This window comes from Pseudomonas promysalinigenes (assembly GCF_014269025.2).
GTDB classification, from domain to species: domain Bacteria; phylum Pseudomonadota; class Gammaproteobacteria; order Pseudomonadales; family Pseudomonadaceae; genus Aquipseudomonas; species Aquipseudomonas promysalinigenes.
Window position 1 is genome coordinate 241,583 of the sequence record NZ_CP077094.1, and the last position, 19,705, is coordinate 261,287.

The 19,705-nt window shown below is 62.4% G+C and carries 19 protein-coding genes; 10 read left to right on the forward strand and 9 right to left on the reverse strand.

Annotated features, from left to right (window positions below; genetic code table 11):
- The first annotated feature begins 51 nt into the window (after positions 1-51).
- The 4 genes from ssuD to HU725_RS01100 are packed head-to-tail and all read left to right on the forward strand — an operon-like array spanning position 52 to position 3,064.
- Entirely contained in the window at positions 52-1,200 is a 1,149-nt protein-coding gene (gene ssuD, locus HU725_RS01085; protein WP_186478384.1) for an FMNH2-dependent alkanesulfonate monooxygenase, read from the forward strand.
- Positions 1,201-1,210: 10 nt separating this feature from the next.
- On the forward strand, positions 1,211-2,008 hold the full coding sequence (gene ssuC / locus HU725_RS01090; protein ID WP_186478385.1) for an aliphatic sulfonate ABC transporter permease SsuC: 798 nt from the start codon (positions 1,211-1,213) through the stop codon (positions 2,006-2,008).
- Positions 2,005-2,817, forward strand: a complete 813-nt coding sequence (gene ssuB / locus HU725_RS01095) for an aliphatic sulfonates ABC transporter ATP-binding protein (protein WP_186478386.1) — start codon at positions 2,005-2,007, stop codon at positions 2,815-2,817. Before ssuC ends, ssuB begins: the two co-directional genes overlap by 4 nt.
- A gap of 31 nt (positions 2,818-2,848) precedes the next feature.
- Positions 2,849-3,064 carry a TOBE domain-containing protein gene (locus HU725_RS01100; RefSeq protein ID WP_008095172.1) on the forward strand — a complete coding sequence of 72 codons (216 nt, stop codon included), beginning with the start codon at positions 2,849-2,851 and terminating at the stop codon, positions 3,062-3,064.
- A gap of 35 nt (positions 3,065-3,099) precedes the next feature.
- On the opposite strand, the gene HU725_RS01105 is transcribed toward HU725_RS01100, so the two are convergent.
- The 4 genes from HU725_RS01105 to HU725_RS01120 form a co-directional block, all read right to left on the reverse strand.
- Positions 3,100-3,732 (reverse strand): TetR/AcrR family transcriptional regulator, encoded by a 633-nt coding sequence (locus HU725_RS01105; RefSeq protein WP_060478709.1) that lies wholly within the window; start codon positions 3,730-3,732, stop codon positions 3,100-3,102.
- Complete coding sequence (gene gshA / locus HU725_RS01110; RefSeq protein WP_189658083.1) at positions 3,732-5,309, reverse strand: glutamate--cysteine ligase; 1,578 nt, start codon at positions 5,307-5,309, stop codon at positions 3,732-3,734. Before gshA ends, HU725_RS01105 begins: the two co-directional genes overlap by 1 nt.
- A 154-nt stretch (positions 5,310-5,463) precedes the next feature.
- A complete protein-coding gene (locus tag HU725_RS01115; RefSeq protein ID WP_060478711.1) occupies positions 5,464-5,847 on the reverse strand; it encodes a PaaI family thioesterase in 384 nt (127 codons plus the stop codon).
- Complete coding sequence (locus HU725_RS01120; protein WP_186478388.1) at positions 5,847-8,171, reverse strand: Tex family protein; 2,325 nt, start codon at positions 8,169-8,171, stop codon at positions 5,847-5,849. The genes HU725_RS01115 and HU725_RS01120 overlap by 1 nt, the downstream gene beginning before the upstream one ends.
- A gap of 217 nt (positions 8,172-8,388) precedes the next feature.
- Here HU725_RS01120 and ompR point away from each other — a divergent pair, with 217 nt between their 5' ends.
- Complete coding sequence (ompR, locus tag HU725_RS01125) at positions 8,389-9,129, forward strand: osmolarity response regulator transcription factor OmpR (protein WP_060478713.1); 741 nt, start codon at positions 8,389-8,391, stop codon at positions 9,127-9,129.
- A gap of 13 nt (positions 9,130-9,142) precedes the next feature.
- Positions 9,143-10,456, forward strand: a complete 1,314-nt coding sequence (locus HU725_RS01130) for an ATP-binding protein (RefSeq protein WP_060478714.1) — start codon at positions 9,143-9,145, stop codon at positions 10,454-10,456.
- Positions 10,457-10,510: 54 nt separating this feature from the next.
- Here HU725_RS01130 and rimK read toward each other — a convergent pair whose 3' ends face one another.
- Together rimK and rimB are read right to left on the reverse strand one after the other, a co-directional pair.
- Positions 10,511-11,416: a 30S ribosomal protein S6--L-glutamate ligase gene (gene rimK / locus HU725_RS01135; RefSeq protein ID WP_060478715.1), complete on the reverse strand. Its 906-nt coding sequence runs from the start codon at positions 11,414-11,416 to the stop codon at positions 10,511-10,513.
- The gene (rimB, locus tag HU725_RS01140; RefSeq protein WP_060478716.1) at positions 11,413-11,895 is read right to left on the reverse strand and encodes a retropepsin-like aspartic endopeptidase RimB; all 483 of its coding nucleotides are present in this window, start codon (positions 11,893-11,895) and stop codon (positions 11,413-11,415) included. The genes rimK and rimB overlap by 4 nt, the downstream gene beginning before the upstream one ends.
- A 109-nt stretch (positions 11,896-12,004) precedes the next feature.
- Between rimB and HU725_RS01145 the strand changes: the two genes are divergently transcribed.
- Positions 12,005-12,406, forward strand: coding sequence for an RNA-binding S4 domain-containing protein (locus tag HU725_RS01145; RefSeq protein WP_060478721.1), 402 nt, complete (start codon positions 12,005-12,007; stop codon positions 12,404-12,406).
- Between the two features lie 15 nt (positions 12,407-12,421).
- On the opposite strand, the gene HU725_RS01150 is transcribed toward HU725_RS01145, so the two are convergent.
- On the reverse strand, positions 12,422-13,216 hold the full coding sequence (locus HU725_RS01150) for a phosphatase PAP2 family protein (protein WP_060478717.1): 795 nt from the start codon (positions 13,214-13,216) through the stop codon (positions 12,422-12,424).
- A 106-nt stretch (positions 13,217-13,322) separates the two neighbouring features.
- Here HU725_RS01150 and hslO point away from each other — a divergent pair, with 106 nt between their 5' ends.
- The 3 genes from hslO (at position 13,323) to HU725_RS01165 (ending at position 16,612) form a co-directional block, all read left to right on the forward strand.
- Positions 13,323-14,222 carry an Hsp33 family molecular chaperone HslO gene (gene hslO, locus HU725_RS01155; RefSeq protein ID WP_186478389.1) on the forward strand — a complete coding sequence of 300 codons (900 nt, stop codon included), beginning with the start codon at positions 13,323-13,325 and terminating at the stop codon, positions 14,220-14,222.
- Between the two features lie 179 nt (positions 14,223-14,401).
- Complete coding sequence (locus HU725_RS01160) at positions 14,402-15,949, forward strand: phosphoenolpyruvate carboxykinase (RefSeq protein ID WP_060478719.1); 1,548 nt, start codon at positions 14,402-14,404, stop codon at positions 15,947-15,949.
- Positions 15,950-16,171: 222 nt separating this feature from the next.
- A complete protein-coding gene (locus HU725_RS01165; RefSeq protein ID WP_186478390.1) occupies positions 16,172-16,612 on the forward strand; it encodes an acyl-CoA thioesterase in 441 nt (146 codons plus the stop codon).
- Between the two features lie 57 nt (positions 16,613-16,669).
- Here HU725_RS01165 and HU725_RS01170 read toward each other — a convergent pair whose 3' ends face one another.
- Both HU725_RS01170 and HU725_RS01175 read right to left on the reverse strand, forming a co-directional pair.
- A complete protein-coding gene (locus HU725_RS01170; protein WP_060478268.1) occupies positions 16,670-17,146 on the reverse strand; it encodes a YMGG-like glycine zipper-containing protein in 477 nt (158 codons plus the stop codon).
- Between the two features lie 212 nt (positions 17,147-17,358).
- Positions 17,359-19,704 (reverse strand): FdhF/YdeP family oxidoreductase, encoded by a 2,346-nt coding sequence (locus tag HU725_RS01175; RefSeq protein ID WP_186478391.1) that lies wholly within the window; start codon positions 19,702-19,704, stop codon positions 17,359-17,361.
- Position 19,705: the final 1 nt, after the last annotated feature.

Below are 19,705 nucleotides of genomic sequence, written 5' to 3' on the forward strand. Positions count from 1 at the left end.
CCTGCGCCGGGGCGCCGTCTCGGCTCGAGCCACCCTGAGGAGACAACTCCAATGAGCCTTAACATTTTCTGGTTCCTCCCCACCCACGGTGACGGCAAGTACCTGGGCACCTCCGACGGCGCTCGCGCGGTCGATCATGGTTATCTGCAACAAATTGCCCAGGCCGCTGACCGCCTGGGTTTCGGTGGCGTCCTGATCCCCACCGGGCGCTCCTGCGAGGATTCCTGGCTGGTGGCTGCGTCGCTGATACCGGTGACCCAGCGCCTGAAGTTTCTGGTGGCCTTACGCCCCGGCATCATCTCCCCGACCGTGGCGGCTCGCCAGGCTGCCACGCTCGACCGGCTGTCCAACGGCCGCGCGTTGTTCAACCTGGTGACCGGGGGTGACCCGGACGAGTTGGCCGGCGACGGTCTGCACCTCAATCACCAGGAGCGCTATGAGGCCTCTGTCGAATTCACCCGCATCTGGCGCAAGGTGCTGGAAGGCGAAGTTGTCGACTACGAGGGCAAGCACATTCAGGTCAAGGGCGCCAAGCTGCTCTATCCGCCAGTCCAGCAACCGCGCCCGCCGCTGTATTTCGGTGGATCCTCCGAGGCCGCTCAGGATCTGGCAGCCGAGCAGGTCGAGCTGTACCTGACCTGGGGCGAGCCGCCATCGGCCGTGGCCGAGAAGATCGCTGCAGTGCGTGAGAAGGCCGCCGCTCAAGGCCGCCAAGTGCGTTTCGGCATCCGCCTGCACGTCATCGTGCGGGAAACCAACCAAGAAGCGTGGGCTGCCGCCGACAAACTGATCTCGCACCTGGACGATGACACCATCGCTCGCGCCCAGGCTTCCCTGGCGCGTTTCGACTCCGTGGGTCAACAGCGCATGGCCGCCCTGCACAACGGCAACCGCGACAAGCTCGAAGTCAGCCCCAACCTCTGGGCCGGCGTCGGTCTGGTGCGCGGCGGTGCTGGCACCGCTCTGGTCGGTGACGGCCCCACGGTAGCGGCGCGGGTCAAGGAGTATGCCAAATTGGGCATAGATACCTTCATCTTCTCTGGCTACCCGCACCTGGAGGAGTCTTACCGGGTTGCCGAGTTGCTGTTCCCGCATCTTGACGTGCAGCGCCCGGAGCAGCCGAAAAGCGGCGGCTATGTGAGCCCGTTCGGCGAGATGGTGGCCAACGACATCTTGCCCAAATCGGTTGCGCAGAGCTGAGGGCCGGGCCATGAGTCGTGCAACTACAACCACCCTGAGCCAGCGCCTGGCGCCGTGGGCGCTGCCAGTGCTGCTGCTGGCGACCTGGCAATTGGCAGTCAGCGCCGGCTGGCTGTCGACCCGCATTCTGCCAGCGCCCAGTGCGGTGGTCAGCGCTGGCGTTGAGTTGGTGCGCAGCGGGGAAATCTGGACGCACCTAGCCATCAGCGGCTGGCGTGCTGGGCTGGGCTTCGTGATCGGCGGCAGCATCGGCCTGGTGCTGGGCTTTATCACTGGCCTTTCGAACTGGGGCGAACGCCTGCTCGATAGCTCGGTACAGATGATCCGCAACGTGCCACACCTGGCGCTCATCCCGCTGGTGATCCTGTGGTTCGGGATCGATGAGTCGGCGAAGATTTTTCTGGTCGCGCTGGGCACGTTGTTTCCGATCTACCTGAACACCTATCACGGCATCCGCAACGTCGACCCGGCCTTGGTGGAAATGGCCCGCAGCTATGGCCTGTCAGGTTTTGGCCTGTTCCGCCAGGTGATCCTGCCTGGGGCGCTGCCCTCGATCCTGGTGGGGGTACGCTTTGCGCTGGGCTTCATGTGGCTGACGCTGATCGTTGCCGAGACCATTTCGGCCAATGCTGGCATCGGTTACCTGGCGATGAATGCCCGCGAATTCCTGCAGACCGATGTAGTGGTGCTGGCCATCGTCCTGTACGCGGTGCTGGGCAAGCTAGCCGACCTCGCCGCACGCGGCTTGGAGCGCGTGTGGTTGCGCTGGCACCCGGCCTACCAAGTGGCGAAGAAGGAGGGCGCATGACGGTGCTCAAAGAACAGCCGCCACGCCTGCTGCGTGGCATCCCGTTGGCCGCCAAGGGCTTGCGCAAAGCCTTCGGCCAGCGCGAGGTTTTGAAAGGTATCGACCTGCACATACCCGCAGGGCAGTTCGTTGCCATCGTCGGGCGCAGTGGTTGCGGCAAGAGCACCTTGTTGCGGCTGCTGGCCGGGCTCGACCAACCGACTGACGGTGAGCTGCTGGCCGGAGCCGCCCCGCTGAGCCAGGCTCGTGAGGAAACTCGCCTAATGTTCCAGGACGCGCGGCTGTTGCCGTGGAAGAAGGTGATCGACAACGTTGGCCTGGGTTTGCATGGCGGCTGGCGGCAGCGTGCGCTGGATGCGTTGGAGGCCGTCGGCCTGGCTGACCGCGCCGATGAATGGCCCGCTGCGTTGTCCGGTGGGCAAAAACAGCGTGTGGCTTTGGCCCGAGCCCTTATCCACCAGCCGCGCCTGCTGCTGCTGGATGAGCCGTTGGGCGCGCTGGATGCACTGACGCGCATCGAGATGCAGCAATTGATCGAACGCCTGTGGCGCCAGCATGGCTTCACCGTGCTGTTGGTGACCCACGACGTCAACGAGGCCGTCGCCGTCGCCGACCGAGTGATTCTGATCGAAGAGGGTGAAGTCGGCCTGGACCTCACTGTCGATCTGGCCAGGCCCAGGGCGCGTGGTTCGCACCGCCTGGCTGCGCTTGAAAGCGAAGTGCTTGACCGTGTTCTGTCGGCCCCGGGCGGTGCGCCCGAGCCCGATCCTGTAGCCCCATTGCCCACGCAACTGCGTTGGGCACACTGAACCCAAGAAGCCAAAGAGAAGGAATCAAGCCATGACCATCAAAGCCATCAACGTTCGCAACCAGTTCAAAGGCACCGTGAAAGAAATCCTCGAAGGCCCGGTACTGTCGGAAATCGACGTGCAGACTGCCTCGGGCATCGTCACTTCGGTCATCACCACCCGCTCGGTGAAGGAGCTGGAGCTGCAGGTGGGCAGCGAAGTGATCGCGTTCGTGAAGTCGACCGAAGTCTCCATCGCCAAGCTGTGAGGCGGGCATCCAGGGCCGCGACGCGGCCCTAGTCTTCAGGGTGCACGTTTGGCCAGAAAAGGCGGCAGATAAAGCCCAAGATAGGCCTCGAACACCCGCTTGCCTTCCTCGGCCATGCGCGGGGTGATCGTCTCGTGCAACTGCACCGAGCGGGCATAAACCCGATCACTCAGTTCCATCGCCAAGGTGAACACATCCACATCTGCCGGAATCTTCGGCAAGTGGAAATGCCGGTCGAACAGGTTGTGCATCAGGCTGCCCAGCTCCATATCGTGCAGCCGGTCGGCCTGCACCACTTCACTTAGCCCGTGCTGAGCCAGAATCAACTGGCGCGCTGCGGCATCCTCCTTGTAGATGTCGAGCATGCGCTGCTCGACCAGCCGTGACAGCTCGTGCCAGGTGGCGAATGCGCTGCTGTCGATCGGTGCGCTCAGCGCCTCGCGAAAAGCCCTGTGCACATCGGCGGTCAGCGCCTCCAGTAGGGCCGGCACGCTGGCGAAGAAGTGGTACACCGAAGACGGCGGAATCTGTGCGTGCTCTGCCACACTGTAGATCGAAAGCCCGGTCACTCCGTGCTCGGCCAGCAGCGCGCGGGCGGCCGCCAGGATCGCGTCGATCCTCGCCTGGCTGCTGGCGCGGGGCTTGCGCGAAGTGGCGGGCCGATTCATCAGTTGCTGATCGCCAGGATGCTGGCCTGGTAAGCGCCGACGAACAGGTCGAAGTCGCCGACCTCCTCTTGCTCAAGCTCCGACTGCCGGGCCAGCGACTCACGCGCCAGCGTCTCGAACGCCTGCTGTTGCTCCACATGCAGTGGTTGCTCGCGCAACGTTTCGGCATGCAGGCGGCTCTGGCGCAGGGAGAACTGGACGAAGGTTTCGTCATGTTCGGTCATGCGGGCCAGCACCTGGGCGGATGGGGTCAGGGCTGCATCATCGACCTTGGCCTGTTGTTCAGCCAACGCTTTGGCATGTTCGTCACCGCCTTGCGCCTGGTCGAGCAGCGCGGCGAACTGGCCGATGCGTTCGATCAGTTCGCTGGCCCACTCACGCAGCCCGATGGGTTGGCCATCGCGCAGCAGTTCAAGGCCTGGGCGACGGCCTTCCTTGTTCACGGTCAGGAAGTTGCTGGAGCACTGGCCGCACTCGCTGTTGTCCAGTTGCGGGCTCTCTTCCAGCGCGCAGAACAGCAGGAATGCATCGAGGAAGCGTGCTTCTGTAAGGTCGATGCCCACCGGCAGGAACGGGTTGATATCCAGGCAGCGCACTTCGACGTACTGCACGCCGCGCGAGGTCAAAGCCTGGATCGGCCGCTCGCCGGTGTAGGTCACGCGCTTGGGGCGGATGTTCGAGTAGTACTCGTTTTCGATCTGCAGGATGTTGGTGTTCAACTGCACCCACTCGCCATCCACATGGGTGCCGACCTCGACATAAGGCGGGTAGGGCGTGCCGACTGCCTTGCGCAGGCTATCGGTGTAGCTCTCGAGGTTGTTGTAGCACGGCGTAAGGCCCGCCTGGGCATTGCTCTGGTAGCCCAGGTCGCTCATGCGCAGGCTGGTGGCGTAGGGGAGATACAGGGTTTCGGCATCCAGCTCTTCAAGCTGGTGCGGGCGGCCACGCAAAAAGCCTTTGTCCAATGCCGGTGAGGCGCCGAACAGATACATCAGCAGCCAGCTGTAGCGGCGGAAATTGCGAATCAGCGCAATGTACGCTGAGGACTGGTAATCACGGTCGCTCTGTTCACCACCTTCGGCATCGCGCAACAGTGGCCACAGCGCCTCAGGCAGCGAGAAGTTGTAGTGGATACCGGCGATGCACTGCATGGTGCGGCCATAGCGCAGGGCCAGGCCCTTGCGGTAGACGTGCTTGAGCTTGCCGATGTTCGACGTGCCGTACTCGGCAATCGGGATGTCCTCCTCGGCCGGCAGCGTGCAGGGCATCGACGGGCTCCACAGGAGTTCGTCGCCAAGCTTGCTGTAGACGAAGCGGTGGGTCTGTTCGAGGCTTTCGAGCACCTTGGCCGAGTCGGCCATCGCTGGGGTGATGAACTCCAGCAGCGACTCGGAATAATCGGTGGTGATCTGTTCGTTGGTCAGTGCCGAGCCCAAGGCCTCTGGGTGGGGCGTCTGGGCCAGGCGCCCTTCATGGGTCACGCGCAGGCATTCTCGCTCAATACCGTGCAGGCACTGCTTGAGCAGGGGAAGATTGGCGCCGAGCAGGCTCAGGCGGCGGTTGAGGAGGTCGCTCAAGATGTATTCCTTCACGCGTCAGTGGCCCCAATATGGGGGTAGCAAAGACGGTCTACAAGGGTAGGAGGAAAGGAACTGGCGTGGTCGCCTGGTTTACGCGGCTCCGGCAGTGCCAGCGCACTGCCGAAAAATACCGCAGATACCACTTGGTGAGCTAGAGAACCGCAAAGGTTCCTTGCGCTTTTGCCACCAGTTTGTCGCCTTGAACTACGTCGGCGTCGACCACCAGCGTACGGCGCCCGGCATGCAGCACGCGGGCCGTGCACAGCACCTCACCGTCACTGACGGCACGCAGGTAGTTGATCTTGCACTCGATGGTCACGCTTTGCTGGTCGAAGCCATGGCTGGCCGAACACGCCAGGCCCATGGCGATGTCCACCAGGCTGAAGATCGCCCCGCCGTGCAGCTTCTGGCCGCGATTGCGCAGGTGCGGCTCAAGGGCCAGGCCTACTTCCGCCAGCCCGGCGTCCAGGCGTTGTACCCGGCAGCCGAGCAGCTGGCTGTAGGCGCTCTCGAGCAGTTCCTTGGGGATATCCATCACTTCTTCTTCAGCTGCTTGGCATTGGCGAACAAGGCGGCCATGGCGTTGTTGGCCGGGGCTGCTGCGGTGGTTTCACGCTGGCGCGGCGCCTGCTGCTGACGGTTACCAGCATTGCCACGGTTGCCGCCGCGGTTGCCTTCGACCTTCTCGCCCGGCGTGTCGCTCATGCGCATGGACAGGCCCACGCGCTTGCGCGGGATGTCCACTTCCATGACCTTGACCTTGACCACGTCGCCGGCCTTGACCGCCTCGCGTGGGTCTTTGACGAATTTCTCCGACAGCGCCGAAATGTGAACCAGGCCGTCCTGGTGGACGCCGATGTCGACGAAGGCCCCGAAGTTTGTAACGTTGGTCACCACACCTTCGAGGATCATGCCGGGCTCCAGGTCCTTGAGGTCTTCCACGCCATCCTGGAAGGTGGCCGTCTTGAACTCAGGGCGCGGGTCGCGGCCGGGTTTGTCCAGCTCTTGCAAGATGTCAGTGACGGTGGGCAGGCCGAAGGTTTCATCGGTGAACTGCTTGGGGTCCAGGCGCTTGAGGAAGCTGCTGTCGCCAATCAGCGAGCGAATGTCACGGTCGGTGCCTGCGGCGATGCGCTGCACCAGCGGGTAGGCCTCCGGGTGCACGGCAGAGGCGTCGAGCGGGTTGTCGCCGTTCATCACACGCAGGAAGCCGGCAGCCTGTTCGAAGGTTTTCTCACCCAGGCGGCTGACTTTTTTAAGCGCTGCACGGGTGGCAAATGGGCCATTGGCGTCGCGGTGAGCGACGATGTTCTGGGCCAGGGTGGCGTTCAGGCCAGAGATGCGGGTCAGCAGCGCCACCGACGCGGTGTTGACGTCGACGCCCACGGCGTTCACGCAGTCCTCGACCACCGCGTCCAGGCCGCGGGCCAGCTTGATTTGCGAAACGTCGTGCTGGTACTGGCCAACGCCGATGGATTTCGGGTCGATCTTCACCAACTCGGCCAGCGGGTCCTGCAGGCGGCGGGCGATCGACACAGCGCCACGGATCGACACGTCCAAGTCGGGGAACTCGCGGGCTGCCAGTTCCGATGCCGAGTACACCGAAGCACCGGCCTCGGAAACCATGATCTTGGTGATCTTCAGTGCTGGGTACTTCTTCACCAGCTCAGCCACCAGCTTGTCGCTCTCGCGGCTGGCGGTGCCGTTGCCGATGGCGATCAACTCTACCGAGTGCTTGGCGCACAAGGCGGCCATGATGGCGATGGTGCGGTCCCAGTCGTTTTTCGGCGCATGGGGGTAGACCGTGGTGTGGTCCAGCAGCTTGCCGGTGGCGTCGACCACGGCGATCTTGCAGCCGGTGCGCAGGCCCGGGTCGAAGCCCAGGGTGGCGCGTGGGCCTGCAGGTGCTGCCAGCAGCAGGTCGTGCAGGTTGTGGGCGAAGACGTTGATCGCCTCACTTTCGGCATTGTCGCGCAGTTCACCGAACAGGTCGGTTTCCAGGTGGGTATAGAGCTTGACCTTCCAGGTCCAGCGCACCACCTCGCCCAGCCATTTGTCGGCAGGGCGGCTGCGGTTTTCGATGCCGACATGGTTGCCGATCATCAGCTCGCACGGGTGCAGGGTGCCGGGCAGTTCTTCGCCAACCTTCAGCGAGGCACTCAGCACGCCTTCGTTGCGGCCGCGGAATATGGCCAGCGCCCGGTGCGAGGGCGCTGTACGCAGCAGCTCGTCGTGGGCGAAGTAGTCGCGGAACTTGGCACCTTCTTCTTCCTTGCCGGCCACCACGCGGGCGCTGAGCACCGCTTCCTGCTTGAGGAAGTTGCGCAGCTTGTCGAGCAGTGCGGCGTCTTCGGCGAAGCGCTCCATCAAGATGTACTTGGCGCCCTCCAGAGCCGCCTTGACGTCGGCCACGCCCTTGCCGGCATCGACGAAGCGCGCGGCTTCGCTTTCCGGGGCCAGGGTTGGGTCGTTGAACAGAGCATCGGCCAGCTCACCAAGACCGGCTTCCAAGGCGATCTGACCCTTGGTGCGGCGTTTTTGCTTGTATGGCAGGTAAAGGTCTTCGAGACGCGTCTTGGTGTCGGCGAGCTTGATCTCGCGGGCAAGTTCCGGGGTGAGCTTGCCCTGTTCCTCGATGCTGGACAGGATGCTGGCGCGGCGCTCGTCGAGTTCGCGCAGGTAGCGCAGGCGCTCTTCCAGGTGGCGCAACTGGGTGTCGTCCAGGCTACCGGTCACTTCCTTGCGGTAACGGGCGATGAAGGGCACGGTCGAGCCTTCGTCCAACAGGCCCACGGCCGCCTCGACCTGCTGGGGGCGTACGCCCAGTTCCTCGGCGATACGGCTGTTGATGCTGTCCATGAAAACCACCTGACATTTGTGAAAACGTGGGTCGCCGGTGGGCCTTTGGCCCTGTGGCGCTGGATGAAAGCCGCGCATTATACCCATCGCAAACAGCTTGCGGTGATGGCGCCCGGCCAGCCGGAACTGGCGCCCGGGGAAAAATCTGCTAACAATGCTCACGCAACGTGCAGCAATGGCTACGCCATAATGCGCGGCGATATCAGAGGAGTTATTCATGACCGGCACGCCAAATACCGCTGAAGGTGACAAGATTCTCATCGTCGACGACGATCCTGGGCTCAGCAGCCTTTTGGAGCGTTTCTTCACCAGCAAGGGCTACCGCGCCCGCGCAGTGCCCAACACCGAACAGATGGACCGCCTGCTGCAGCGCGAGGTGTTCAATCTGGTGGTACTCGACCTGATGTTGCCAGGCGAGGACGGCCTATCCGCGTGCAAGCGCCTGCGTCAGCAGAACAACCAGATCCCGATCATCATGCTCACGGCCAAGGGTGACGAACTCAGCCGCATCAAGGGGCTGGAGCTGGGTGCCGACGATTACCTGGGCAAGCCATTCAACCCCGACGAGCTGATGGCGCGGGTCAAGGCCGTACTGCGCCGTCAGTCGCCGAGCGTGCCGGGTGCACCGGGCAGCGAGGACGAGACGGTTACCTTCGGCGACTACGAGCTGTCGCTGGCCACCCGCGAGCTCAAGCGTGGCGACGAAGTGCACATGCTCACCACGGGCGAGTTCGCCGTGCTCAAGGCCTTGGTGATGCATGCCCGTGAGCCACTGACTCGCGACAAGCTGATGAACCTGGCCCGTGGTCGCGAGTGGGATGCCCTGGAGCGCTCCATCGACGTGCAGATATCCCGTCTCCGTCGCATGATCGAGCCAGACCCGTCCAAGCCACGCTACATCCAGACGGTGTGGGGCGTAGGTTACGTGTTCGTACCAGACGGCAACGCTGGCAAATGATGCAGCGTCGTCGATGAAAACTCCCTTGTGGTTTCCGCAAAGCTTCTTTGCCCGCACCCTGTGGCTGGTGTTGATCGTCGTTCTGTTCTCCAAGGCACTGACCCTGGTCTACCTGCTGATGAACGAGGACGTGTTGGTCGATCGGCAGTACAGTCACGGTGTGGCACTGACTTTGCGCGCCTATTGGGCAGCGGATGAAGAAAACCGCGACAAGATCGCCGAAGCCGCTGGCCTGATCCGTGTCACCGGCTCCGGCGTGCCGGAGGGCGAGCAGCATTGGCCCTACAGCGAAATCTACCAGCGCCAGATGCAGGCCGAGCTGGGTGAGGATACCGAAGTGCGCCTGCGTATCCATGCGCCGCCTGCGCTGTGGGTGAATGCACCGAGCCTGGGCCCGGGGTGGCTGAAAGTGCCCCTGTATCCGCACCCGCTGCGGGGGCAGAAGATCTGGAACGTGCTGGGTTGGTTCCTGGCCATCGGCCTGTTGTCCACCGCCTCGGCCTGGATCTTCGTGCGCCAGCTCAACCAACCCCTGAAGCGCCTGGTGTTTGCCGCCCGCCAGCTCGGGCAGGGGCGCAGTGTGCGCTTGCCGATCAGCGATACCCCTAGCGAAATGACCGAGGTTTACCGCGCGTTCAACCAGATGGCCGAAGATGTCGAGCAAGCAGGCCGTGAGCGTGAGTTGATGCTCGCCGGTGTTTCCCATGACCTGCGCACGCCGCTTACGCGCCTGCGCCTGTCGTTGTCGTTGTTGAACAGCGACAGCGAATTGAGCGATGACATGGTGCGCGACATCGAGGACATGGACGCAATTCTCGACCAGTTCCTCGCGTTCATTCGCGACGGGCGAGACGAGCCGCTCGAAGAGGTCGACCTGGCCAATCTGGTGCGCGAGGTAGTAGCGCCTTACAACCAGCCCCACGAGCGCGTGCGCCTGTGCCTTGAGCCCATTCCGCCATTCCCGCTGCGGCGGGTGTCACTCAAGCGCATGCTTGGCAATCTTATCGGCAATGCCCTGCATCATGCAGGCCAGGGCGTTGAGGTGGCGGCGTACGTGTCGGGGGACGAGAGCGCGCCTTATGTGGTGCTCAGCGTACTGGACCGGGGCACCGGCATCGAAGAGTCGGAGCTTGAAACCATCTTCAACCCGTTCATTCGTGGTGATCGTGCCAGAGGAGGCAAGGGTACCGGGCTGGGGTTGGCGATCGTCAAACGGATCGCGGCGCAGCATGGTGGCAATGTCGAGCTGCGCAACCGCTCCGGTGGCGGGATCGAAGCGCGCGTGCGGCTGCCATTAGGGCTGCTACTGCCGCGCAATGCTGTTTGAAGTGCATTGGGCTCTTCGCGGCTGACCCCGCGAAGAGGCCCACACAAGCCGGTGTCAGCCCTTGCCCTTGGTGCGGGTCTGATTCGGCCCGCCGTTCTTCTCGAGGTGCTCGATGATCATCCCGGCAACGTTCTTGCCAGTGGTCACCTCGATGCCCTCCAGCCCCGGTGACGAATTCACCTCCATCACCAACGGCCCGTGATTCGAACGCAGGATATCCACACCGGCCACACTCAGCCCCATCACCTTGGCGGCCCGAATGGCGGTCATGCGCTCTTCGGGGGTGATCTTGATCAGGCTCGCTACACCGCCGCGATGCAGGTTGGAGCGGAATTCCCCTGGCTTGGCCTGGCGCTTCATCGAGGCGATCACCTTGTCACCTACCACGAAGCAGCGGATATCCGCCCCGCCGGCTTCCTTGATGTACTCCTGCACCATGATGTTCTGTTTCAGCCCCATGAAGGCCTCAATCACCGATTCGGCAGCCTTGGTGGTTTCGCACAGCACTACGCCGATACCTTGAGTGCCTTCGAGTACCTTGATCACCAGCGGGGCGCCATTGACCATCTGGATCAGGTCCGGGATGTCGTCGGGTGAGTGGGCGAAACCTGTGATGGGCAGGCCGATGCCGCGGCGTGACAGCAATTGCAACGACCGTAGTTTGTCCCGGGAGCGGGCGATGGCCACCGATTCATTGAGCGGGTACACCCCCATCATTTCGAACTGGCGCAGTACTGCGCAGCCGTAGAAGGTGACCGAAGCGCCAATGCGCGGAATCACCGCATCGAACCCCTCCAGCGGCCTGCCACGGTAGTGGATCTGTGGCTTGTGGCTGGCGATGTTCATATAGGCCCGCAAGGTGTCGATCACCACCATTTCGTGGCCCCGCTGGGTACCGGCTTCAACCAGACGGCGGGTGGAATACAGACGCGGATTGCGCGACAGCACAGCGATCTTCATGCAGCACCTGTGACAGGGGGGAGAGTGGCCGGATAGGCCGGTTTGTCTTGTACGTATTTCAAACCAGGGTTGACCACCAACTGGCCTTGGATCAATGCCTTGGAGCCAAGAAGCAGCCTATAGCGCATGTTCTTGCGGCAGGCCAGTGTGAACTCGATTTCCCACACGGCATCACCCAAGGCCAGCGAAGTGCGTATCACGTAACGGGTCTGCGCATGGCCATTGGAGCTCTTGATGGTTTTCATGGCCACCAGCGGCGCTTCGCAGCGGCGGTGGCGCAACTGCACCACCGAACCCAGATGAGCGGTGAAGCGCACCCAGGGTTGGCCGTTGCGCTCGAAGGGCTCGACTTCGGTTGCATGCAGGCTGGAGGTGCTGGCGCCAGTGTCGATCTTGGCCCGCAGGCCCGCCACGCCGAGGTCCGGCAAGGCTACCCACTCGCGCAGGCCGATCACTGTCAGATGGTCAAATTTCTTCACGAAGCACACCCTGCGGATAAGGTGGTGAACTGTAAGCACGGCGGGGACTTTTTGCATCCGTCAGTTACGGTAGTACAGTTCGATGAACGACAGCATGCGAGGTTACGAGATGGCACAAAAAGCCGACGATGATGACAAGGTGCGCCTGGACAAATGGCTGTGGGCGGCGCGGTTCTACAAAACGCGTGCGCTGGCCAAGGCGGCGATCGAAAGCGGTAAGGTGCATTGCCGGGGCGAGCGCTGCAAACCGAGCAAAGAGCCGCGGGTGGGCGACGAGTTGGTGTTGCGCACAGGCTTCGACGAACGCACGGTGGTAGTCAAAGCCCTCTCAGTGGTGCGCCGTGGTGCGCCTGAGGCGCAGGCCCTGTATCAAGAGACTGAAGAGAGCGTGCGCCAGCGCGAGCAGGCGGCCGAGCTGCGCAAGGCCGGGGCCATGGGTGTTACCACCGATGGCCGGCCTAACAAGAAGCAGCGGCGGCAGATTCACCAGCTCCATGGGAGCTTTGAGTAGCGCGGCCTCAGCGCTTCAGCGGACTACCGCCAGCCGCCCGATCAACGGTATTTTCCTGGCAATCCCGACCAATGGTGCGGTCCAGCGCAGCAGCAAAGCACTGCCCTTGGCCGCCAACGGCGTGTGGCAACTCCAGCCCAGCGCAAGCACCGCCATCAGCAGGCCACCGATGTAGTCATCCTGCCCCCAGTGCGCCCCAGCCACCAAGCGCGGCATCATGAACACAAACGCCAGTGCCCAGATCACCAAGTACTGCACCAGCCGGCGGCTGAACAGGCTCATGAACAGCGCCCAGATCAACAGTACCGATGCGTGATCGCCAGGGAAACTCTTGCTGGAACGGTCTTTCAGTTCCCAGGTTTTTTCCAGGTTCGGGTAGTAGTCGCTCAGGTGCACGACATTATCAAACACCATTGATGGACTGTCGTGTTGCCAGCCCATCGCGTCCACCCACTTGGAAAACAGCGCGCGAATCACCACTAACAGGAGTAGCGTGACCAAAAAGCCGAAGAAGGCCTCGCGGACCTGAGCGGCCTTGAACACCCAGTTGCCACGGATCAGCAACGCCAGAAGGATCAGCCCGACGACGATGTCGAACGGGCGCAGGCTGCCGACGGTCCAGATGTAGCGCCAGGCCGTATTCTCGGCCAATGGGGCGTTGAGGCTATGGAATAGCCACTCGTCGAAAGTCAGGCAAAGAATCTGGCCAAAGGGCCATAACCAGAAACACAGTAGGGCAATGGGCAGCAAGGTACAGGCTGCCAAGGGTCCCCATGACCACCTTGCTTGGAACAGTGGCTGATTGTCCATAAACTGTTTCGATCTCCAGTGTGGAATAGGCGCTTTTTCAGCGCTCTGCGACGGTTTTAAGTGACCGGTAATTATTTTGTCATCATTTTCAGATAGCCAGACAACCATGAGCGACTTGCCAGATAAAGATTTCACCCAACGTTTCATCTTCGACGAGCGCGATGTGCGCGGCGAGTGGGTGTCTCTCGACGATAGCTATGCCGCGGTGCTGGCGCGTCACCCTTACCCTCAGCCCGTGCAGACCCTGCTGGGCGAACTGATGGCCGCCACTGCCTTGCTGGTCGGCGCCCTCAAGTTCGACGGCCTGCTGATTCTGCAGGCGCGCTCTCAAGGCCCAATCCCGTTGCTGATGGTCGAATGCTCGGGTGACCGTGACATCCGCGGTATGGCTCGCTACGAAGCTGAGCAGATCCCGGCCGATGCCACGCTTGAGCAACTGATGCCCGACGGCCACCTGACCCTGACCATCGATCCGGTCAAAGGCCAGCGCTACCAAGGCACCGTCGACCTGGACGGCGCCGACCTGTCGGAGTGCTTCACCAACTACTTCGTTCAATCGCAGCAGCTCAATACCCGCTTCTGGCTAAACGCCGAAGGCGGCAAGGCGCGTGGCCTGTTGCTGCAGCAACTGCCACGTGACCGCCAACCCGACGACGAAGAGCGCGAAGACAGCTGGCAGCACGTGATTGCCCTGGCCAAGACACTCAAGCCTCAAGAGTGGTCGGAAAGCAACGAAACCTTGCTGCACCGCCTGTACCACGAAGACGCGGTTCGCCTGTTCGACGTGCAGCCGCTGCGCTTCAACTGCAGCTGCTCGCGGGAACGCTCCGGCAATGCATTGGTCAGCTTGGGCGAGCAGGACGCCAAGGCGTTGGTCGAGGAGTGCGGTGGTACGGTCGAGATCGATTGCCAGTTCTGTAACCAGCGCTATTTCTTCGATGCCACCGATGTGGCGCAACTGTTTGCCGGTGGTGGCACAGAAGCGGCGTCAGAAACTCGTCACTGAAACGTTTAAGCTCAGGAGAATCTCCTGTCGAATTGCGCAAAAACGCAGTTACGACAGGAGGGGCCTACTTTTTTTGGGCGTTTCTGGCATAATCCGGCCACTTTTTTCGCTGTAGTAGTTTTTTTAAGACGACTACAAAACGTTTGGAGCACTCGGCCTCGGGCCGGATGGGGTATCTCATGACGCAAGCCAACAACACCGTGTACACCGACCTGAGCGTCGATGAGCTGGTTAAAGAAGCGCTGTCCCGCGGTGAAGGCGTGCTGGCCGATACTGGCGCACTGGTAGTCGAAACTGGCCACCGTACTGGCCGTTCGCCGGCCGACCGTTTCATCGTCGAAGAACCTTCCACCCAGGACGCTATCGCCTGGGGCCCGATCAACCGCAAGTTCCCGGCCGACAAGTTCGATGCCCTGTGGGCTCGCGTCGAGGCGTTCAACAACGCCCAGGACCACTTCGTTTCCTACGTTCACGTAGGGGCTGCGGCCGAGCACTACCTGCCGGTCAAGATGACCACTCAGACTGCCTGGCAGAACCTGTTTGGCCGCTGCCTGTTCATCAACCCGGAGCAAGGCCAGTTCAACCCGGCCGGTCGCGAGCAGTGGCAGATCCTCAACGTTGCCAACTTCGTGTGCGAGCCTGAGCGTGACGGCACCAACTCCGACGGCTGCGTGATCATCAACTTCGCACAGAAGAAGGTACTGATCGCCGGTATGCGTTATGCCGGTGAAATGAAGAAAGCCATGTTCTCGGTGCAGAACTTCCTGCTGCCGGCTGCCGACGTGCTGCCAATGCACTGCGCTGCCAACATCGGTGAAGAAGGCGATGTGACCCTGTTCTTCGGCCTGTCCGGCACTGGTAAGACCACCCTGTCCGCCGACGAAAGCCGTTACCTGATCGGTGACGACGAGCACGGCTGGGGCGAAGGTGTTGTCTTCAACATGGAAGGCGGCTGCTACGCCAAGTGCATCGACCTCTCCGAAAAGAACGAGCCGGTCATCTGGAAGGCCATCAAGCATGGCGCGGTGCTGGAAAACGTCGTACTCGACGCCAACAAGCACGCCGACTACGCCGATGTCAGCCTGACTCAGAACAGCCGCGCTGCCTACCCGCTGGAGCACGTCGCCAAGCGCGCCGAGGCCAACCTGGGTGGTGAGCCGAACGCTGTCATCTTCCTGACCTGTGACCTGACCGGTGTTCTGCCTCCGGTTTCGATCCTGAACAACGAGCAGGCGGCTTATCACTTCCTGTCCGGCTACACCGCATTGGTAGGCTCCACCGAAATGGGCTCGGGCGGCGGCATCAAGTCGACCTTCTCCACCTGCTTCGGCGCACCGTTCTTCCCACGCCCAGCTGGCGAATACGCCGAGCTGCTGATCAAGCGCATCAACGCTTTCGGCTCCAAGGTCTATCTGGTCAACACTGGCTGGACGGGTGGTGGCTACGGTGTTGGCAAGCGCTTCAGCATCCCGACCACCCGTGGCGTAATTGCCGCCATCCAGAGCGGTGCTTTGGTCGGCGCCGAAACCGAGCACCTGGACATCATCAACCTGGACGTGCCGAAGGCTGTCCCAGGCGTCGACACCGAGCTGCTCAACCCGCGCAATACCTGGGCTGACAAAGCGGCGTACGATGAGGCCGCCAAAGGCCTGGCCAAGCTGTTCACCGAAAACTTCAAGAAGTTCGAAGTTTCCGACGCCATCAAGGCTGCAGGCCCACAGCTGTAAGCTGACGCTAGCTGTAACCAGCAAGCCTGAGTCTGAAAAATCCGACACCAGTGATCTGGTGTCGGTTTTTTTTTGCGCGATTGGCTATAGGTTCAGGGCGCCAGTGCGATCGATCCCCGACGCCAAGCCCAACCCGCTGGAGCACGGTTTAGGCAGGGGCCTAGGCCTTCCTAGCCCTGTTGTGGGAAGCTTGGCTCTCAAGTCACTCGCTGTGGATGACCCATGACCGAATCCCCGAACCGCTGCGCGTTCACCCACTTCCACCCGATCCTCACCCGCCCCCAGGACAACGACGTCAACGGCCACGTCGCCGGCGCAACCGTGCATGGCTTTTTCGAAACAGCCATTCAGGCATTTCTCGTCGAGCAGGCAGATGTCGACCTGCGCGATGGCGAGCTGGCTGCGTTCGTGGTGAGTTCGGCGGCCGACTTTTTCGCTTTGCCGGGCTTTCCGGATGTGCTCGAGGTCGGGCTTGGGGTGACGCGGCTGGTAGGCAGCACCGTGGAGTATCGCCTGGCGCTGTATCGCCCTGGCGAGAATGAGGCCTGCGCGGCCGGGACGGTAGTGCAGGTATTCATCGAGCGCGCCAGCGGCCGGCCCGTACCGCTGCCCCAGGGGTTGCAGGCTACCCTGGCTGGCTTACAGGTAGAGCTTCAGGCATGAAAAAGCCCTGCCGGTCGGGGCAGGGCTTTTTTACCAACAAGGCCTGGCCTTGAGGTATCAGTGACGCCAGTGGCGATGTTTGCGGTGGCCATAATGGCGGCCACGGTCATAGTGGCGACGGTCGTCGTAATCGCGACGGTAGCGACGGTCGTCGTGACGCTCGTCTCTATCGGCCTTGTTGCCCATGTAGTTACCCAGTGCACCACCAGCACCGCCGCCAGCGGCTGCACCAATATAGCTCCCGGTGGTGCCACCGACCGAGCGGCCTACCACGTTACCCCCAGCAGCGCCCAAGGCGCCACCGATGGCGGCCTCGCCACGCTGACGCTTGTCGGCACCCAGGGCGCCGCCGGCCGCGCCGCCCAGGCCTGCACCAATGGCACCGCCTGTGCTACCGCCGATGGAGTTGCCCACTACGGAGCCGAGTACCCCACCCAATGCGCCGCCAATGCCGGCCTCGGTGGTGCCGCCTGCCATGGCAACGCCGCTGAGCAAGCTGAAAGACAACAACAAAATCGAGGAGTACTTCTTCATCAAGAGAGCCTCATAGGGATGACGAGGCGAATTTGAGGCTAGCAAGGGCGGCTGGCAACGAAAATCCGACGAGTAACACGAGTTGTACACAATTCGCTAAGTTGCTGTATTTGCTATGAAACTTAATCGGTTTTCGCTTGTCAGAGGTATTTGTGACAAAGCCCTGGACCTCGCGGTTCAGGGCTTTTTTCGTTCAGGCAGGTGGCAGCGCTTTACAGGATTCGCCCATCGTCCCGAGCGCGTTCGAGCTTGATGGCAACGAACTTGGACGTGGGTGTATGGCTGCCGTCACCAATGCTTTCAAGCGGCACGAGCGGGTTCACTTCTGGGTAGTACGCCGCCGCTTGCCCCGCTGGAATATCGAAGGCCAGCAAAGTGAAGCCCTGCACACGGCGTACGTGCGTATCGCCCCACAACGAAACGATATCGACCTTCTGCCCCGGCTGGAAGCCCAGGCGGATGATGTCGGCCTCGTTGGCGAACAGCACTTCGCGCAGGCCGCGTACGCCACGATAGCGATCGTCCAGGCCGTAAATGGTGGTGTTGTACTGATCGTGGGAGCGCATCGACTGCATGATCAGGTCCGGCACTTGGCCGCTGGCGCGCACGCGCTCATCGAGCAAGGTGTCTGGCAGCAGGTTGGCCTTGAAGTTGGCGCGGCCCGTGGTGGTCTTCCACTGGCGGCTGGCGGCGCTGTTGCCCAGGTAGAAACCACCCGGCTGGGTCAGGCGCTGATTGAAGTCGGCAAAGCCTGCAATGGTGTCGCTGATAAGGTCGCGAATGCGCGCGTAATCGGCCACCAGCCAGTGCCAGTCCACCGGATGCTTGCCCAGCGTGGCGGCGGCAATACCGGCTACCACCGCAGGTTCCGAGCGCATCTGCGTCGACAGCGGCTTGAGCTGGCCATTGGAGGCGTGGACCATGCTGAACGAGTCTTCCACGGTGACTGCCTGGGGCCCGTCCGCCTGCAGGTCGATGTCGGTACGGCCCAGGCACGGCAGAATCAGCGCCTGCTTGCCATGGATGAGGTGGCTGCGGTTGAGCTTGGTGCTGATGTGCACGGTCAGATCGCAGTTGCGCAGGGCTTGCGCCGTGCGCTCGGTGTCCGGTGTGGCTTGGGCGAAGTTGCCGCCCAGGCCAATGAAGACCTTGGCACGGCCTTCGAGCATGGCGTGGATGGCCTCGACGGTATTGTGGCCATTGTGCCGAGGTACCGGGAAATTGAAGCGTTTCTCGATGGCATCGAGTAGGGCCGCTGGCGGGCGCTCGTTGATGCCCATGGTGCGGTCGCCCTGCACGTTGCTGTGGCCGCGTACCGGGCACAGGCCGGCGCCTGGTACGCCGATGTTGCCGCGCAGCATCATCAGGTTGACGATTTCCTGAATGGTCGGCACTGAATGGCGGTGCTGGGTGATGCCCATCGCCCAGCACATGATTACCCGTTTGCCACGGCAATACATGCGCGCCGCCAGCTCGATGTCGGCCAGCGGCAGCCCGGACTGTTCCTGGATGTGGTCCCAGCTGGTGGCATCCACCGCTGCCAGGTACTGGTCCACCCCATGGCCATGCTCGGCGATGAACACATGGTCGAACACCGCCGGCTCGCCCTTGGCCTGGGCTTCGCGCTCCCACTGCAGGACGAACTTGGCCATGCCTCGCAATAGCGCCATGTCGCCGCCCAATGCCGGGCGGAAGAAGGCTGTATTGGTCGGGCGGTCGCTGTTGGTCAGCATTTCCAGCGGGTTTTGCGGATGCTGGAAGCGCTCCAGCCCACGCTCCTTGAGTGGGTTGACGCACACCACCTGAGCGCCGCGTTTCACTGCGTCACGGAGTGGGTCGAGCATCCGCGGGTGATTGGTGCCTGGGTTCTGGCCCCAGACGAAAATAGCATCGGCATGCTCGAAATCATCATAGGTAACGGTGCCTTTGCCCACGCCCACGCTCTGGCCCAGGGCCACACCGCTGGCTTCATGGCACATGTTCGAGCAGTCTGGGAAGTTGTTGGTACCGTAGGCGCGCACGAACAACTGGTAGAGAAACGCCGCTTCGTTGCTCGCGCGGCCAGAGGTATAGAACTCGGCCTGGTCTGCGCTGGCCAGTTTATTCAGCTCACGGGCGACCAACGCAAAGGCGGCCTCCCAGGTGATCGGCTGGTAGCGATCGCTTTTGGGGTCGTAGACCATTGGCTCGGTCAGGCGGCCCTGGTACTCCAGCCAGTAGTCACTCTGCTCAAGCAAAGCGCTGACGCTATAGCGGGCGAAGAACGCTGCGTCGACACGGCGTTTGGTCGCCTCCCAGTTGACCGCTTTGGCGCCGTTCTCGCAGAACTTGACCATGCCGCTTTCCGGCGAATCGCCCCAGGCGCAACCGGGGCAGTCGAAGCCCCCGTTCTGGTTGGTCTTGAGCAGGGCGCGGATGTTCTTCAGCGCATTGTCGCTGCCGACCCAGGCCTTGGCCACGCTACGCAGCGCGCCCCAGCCACCGGCGGGGCCGTGGTAGGGCTTGTAGCGAGGAGGGGAGGCTGGGGCGTTGTCAGGTAGTTGCTGGTACGAGGTCACG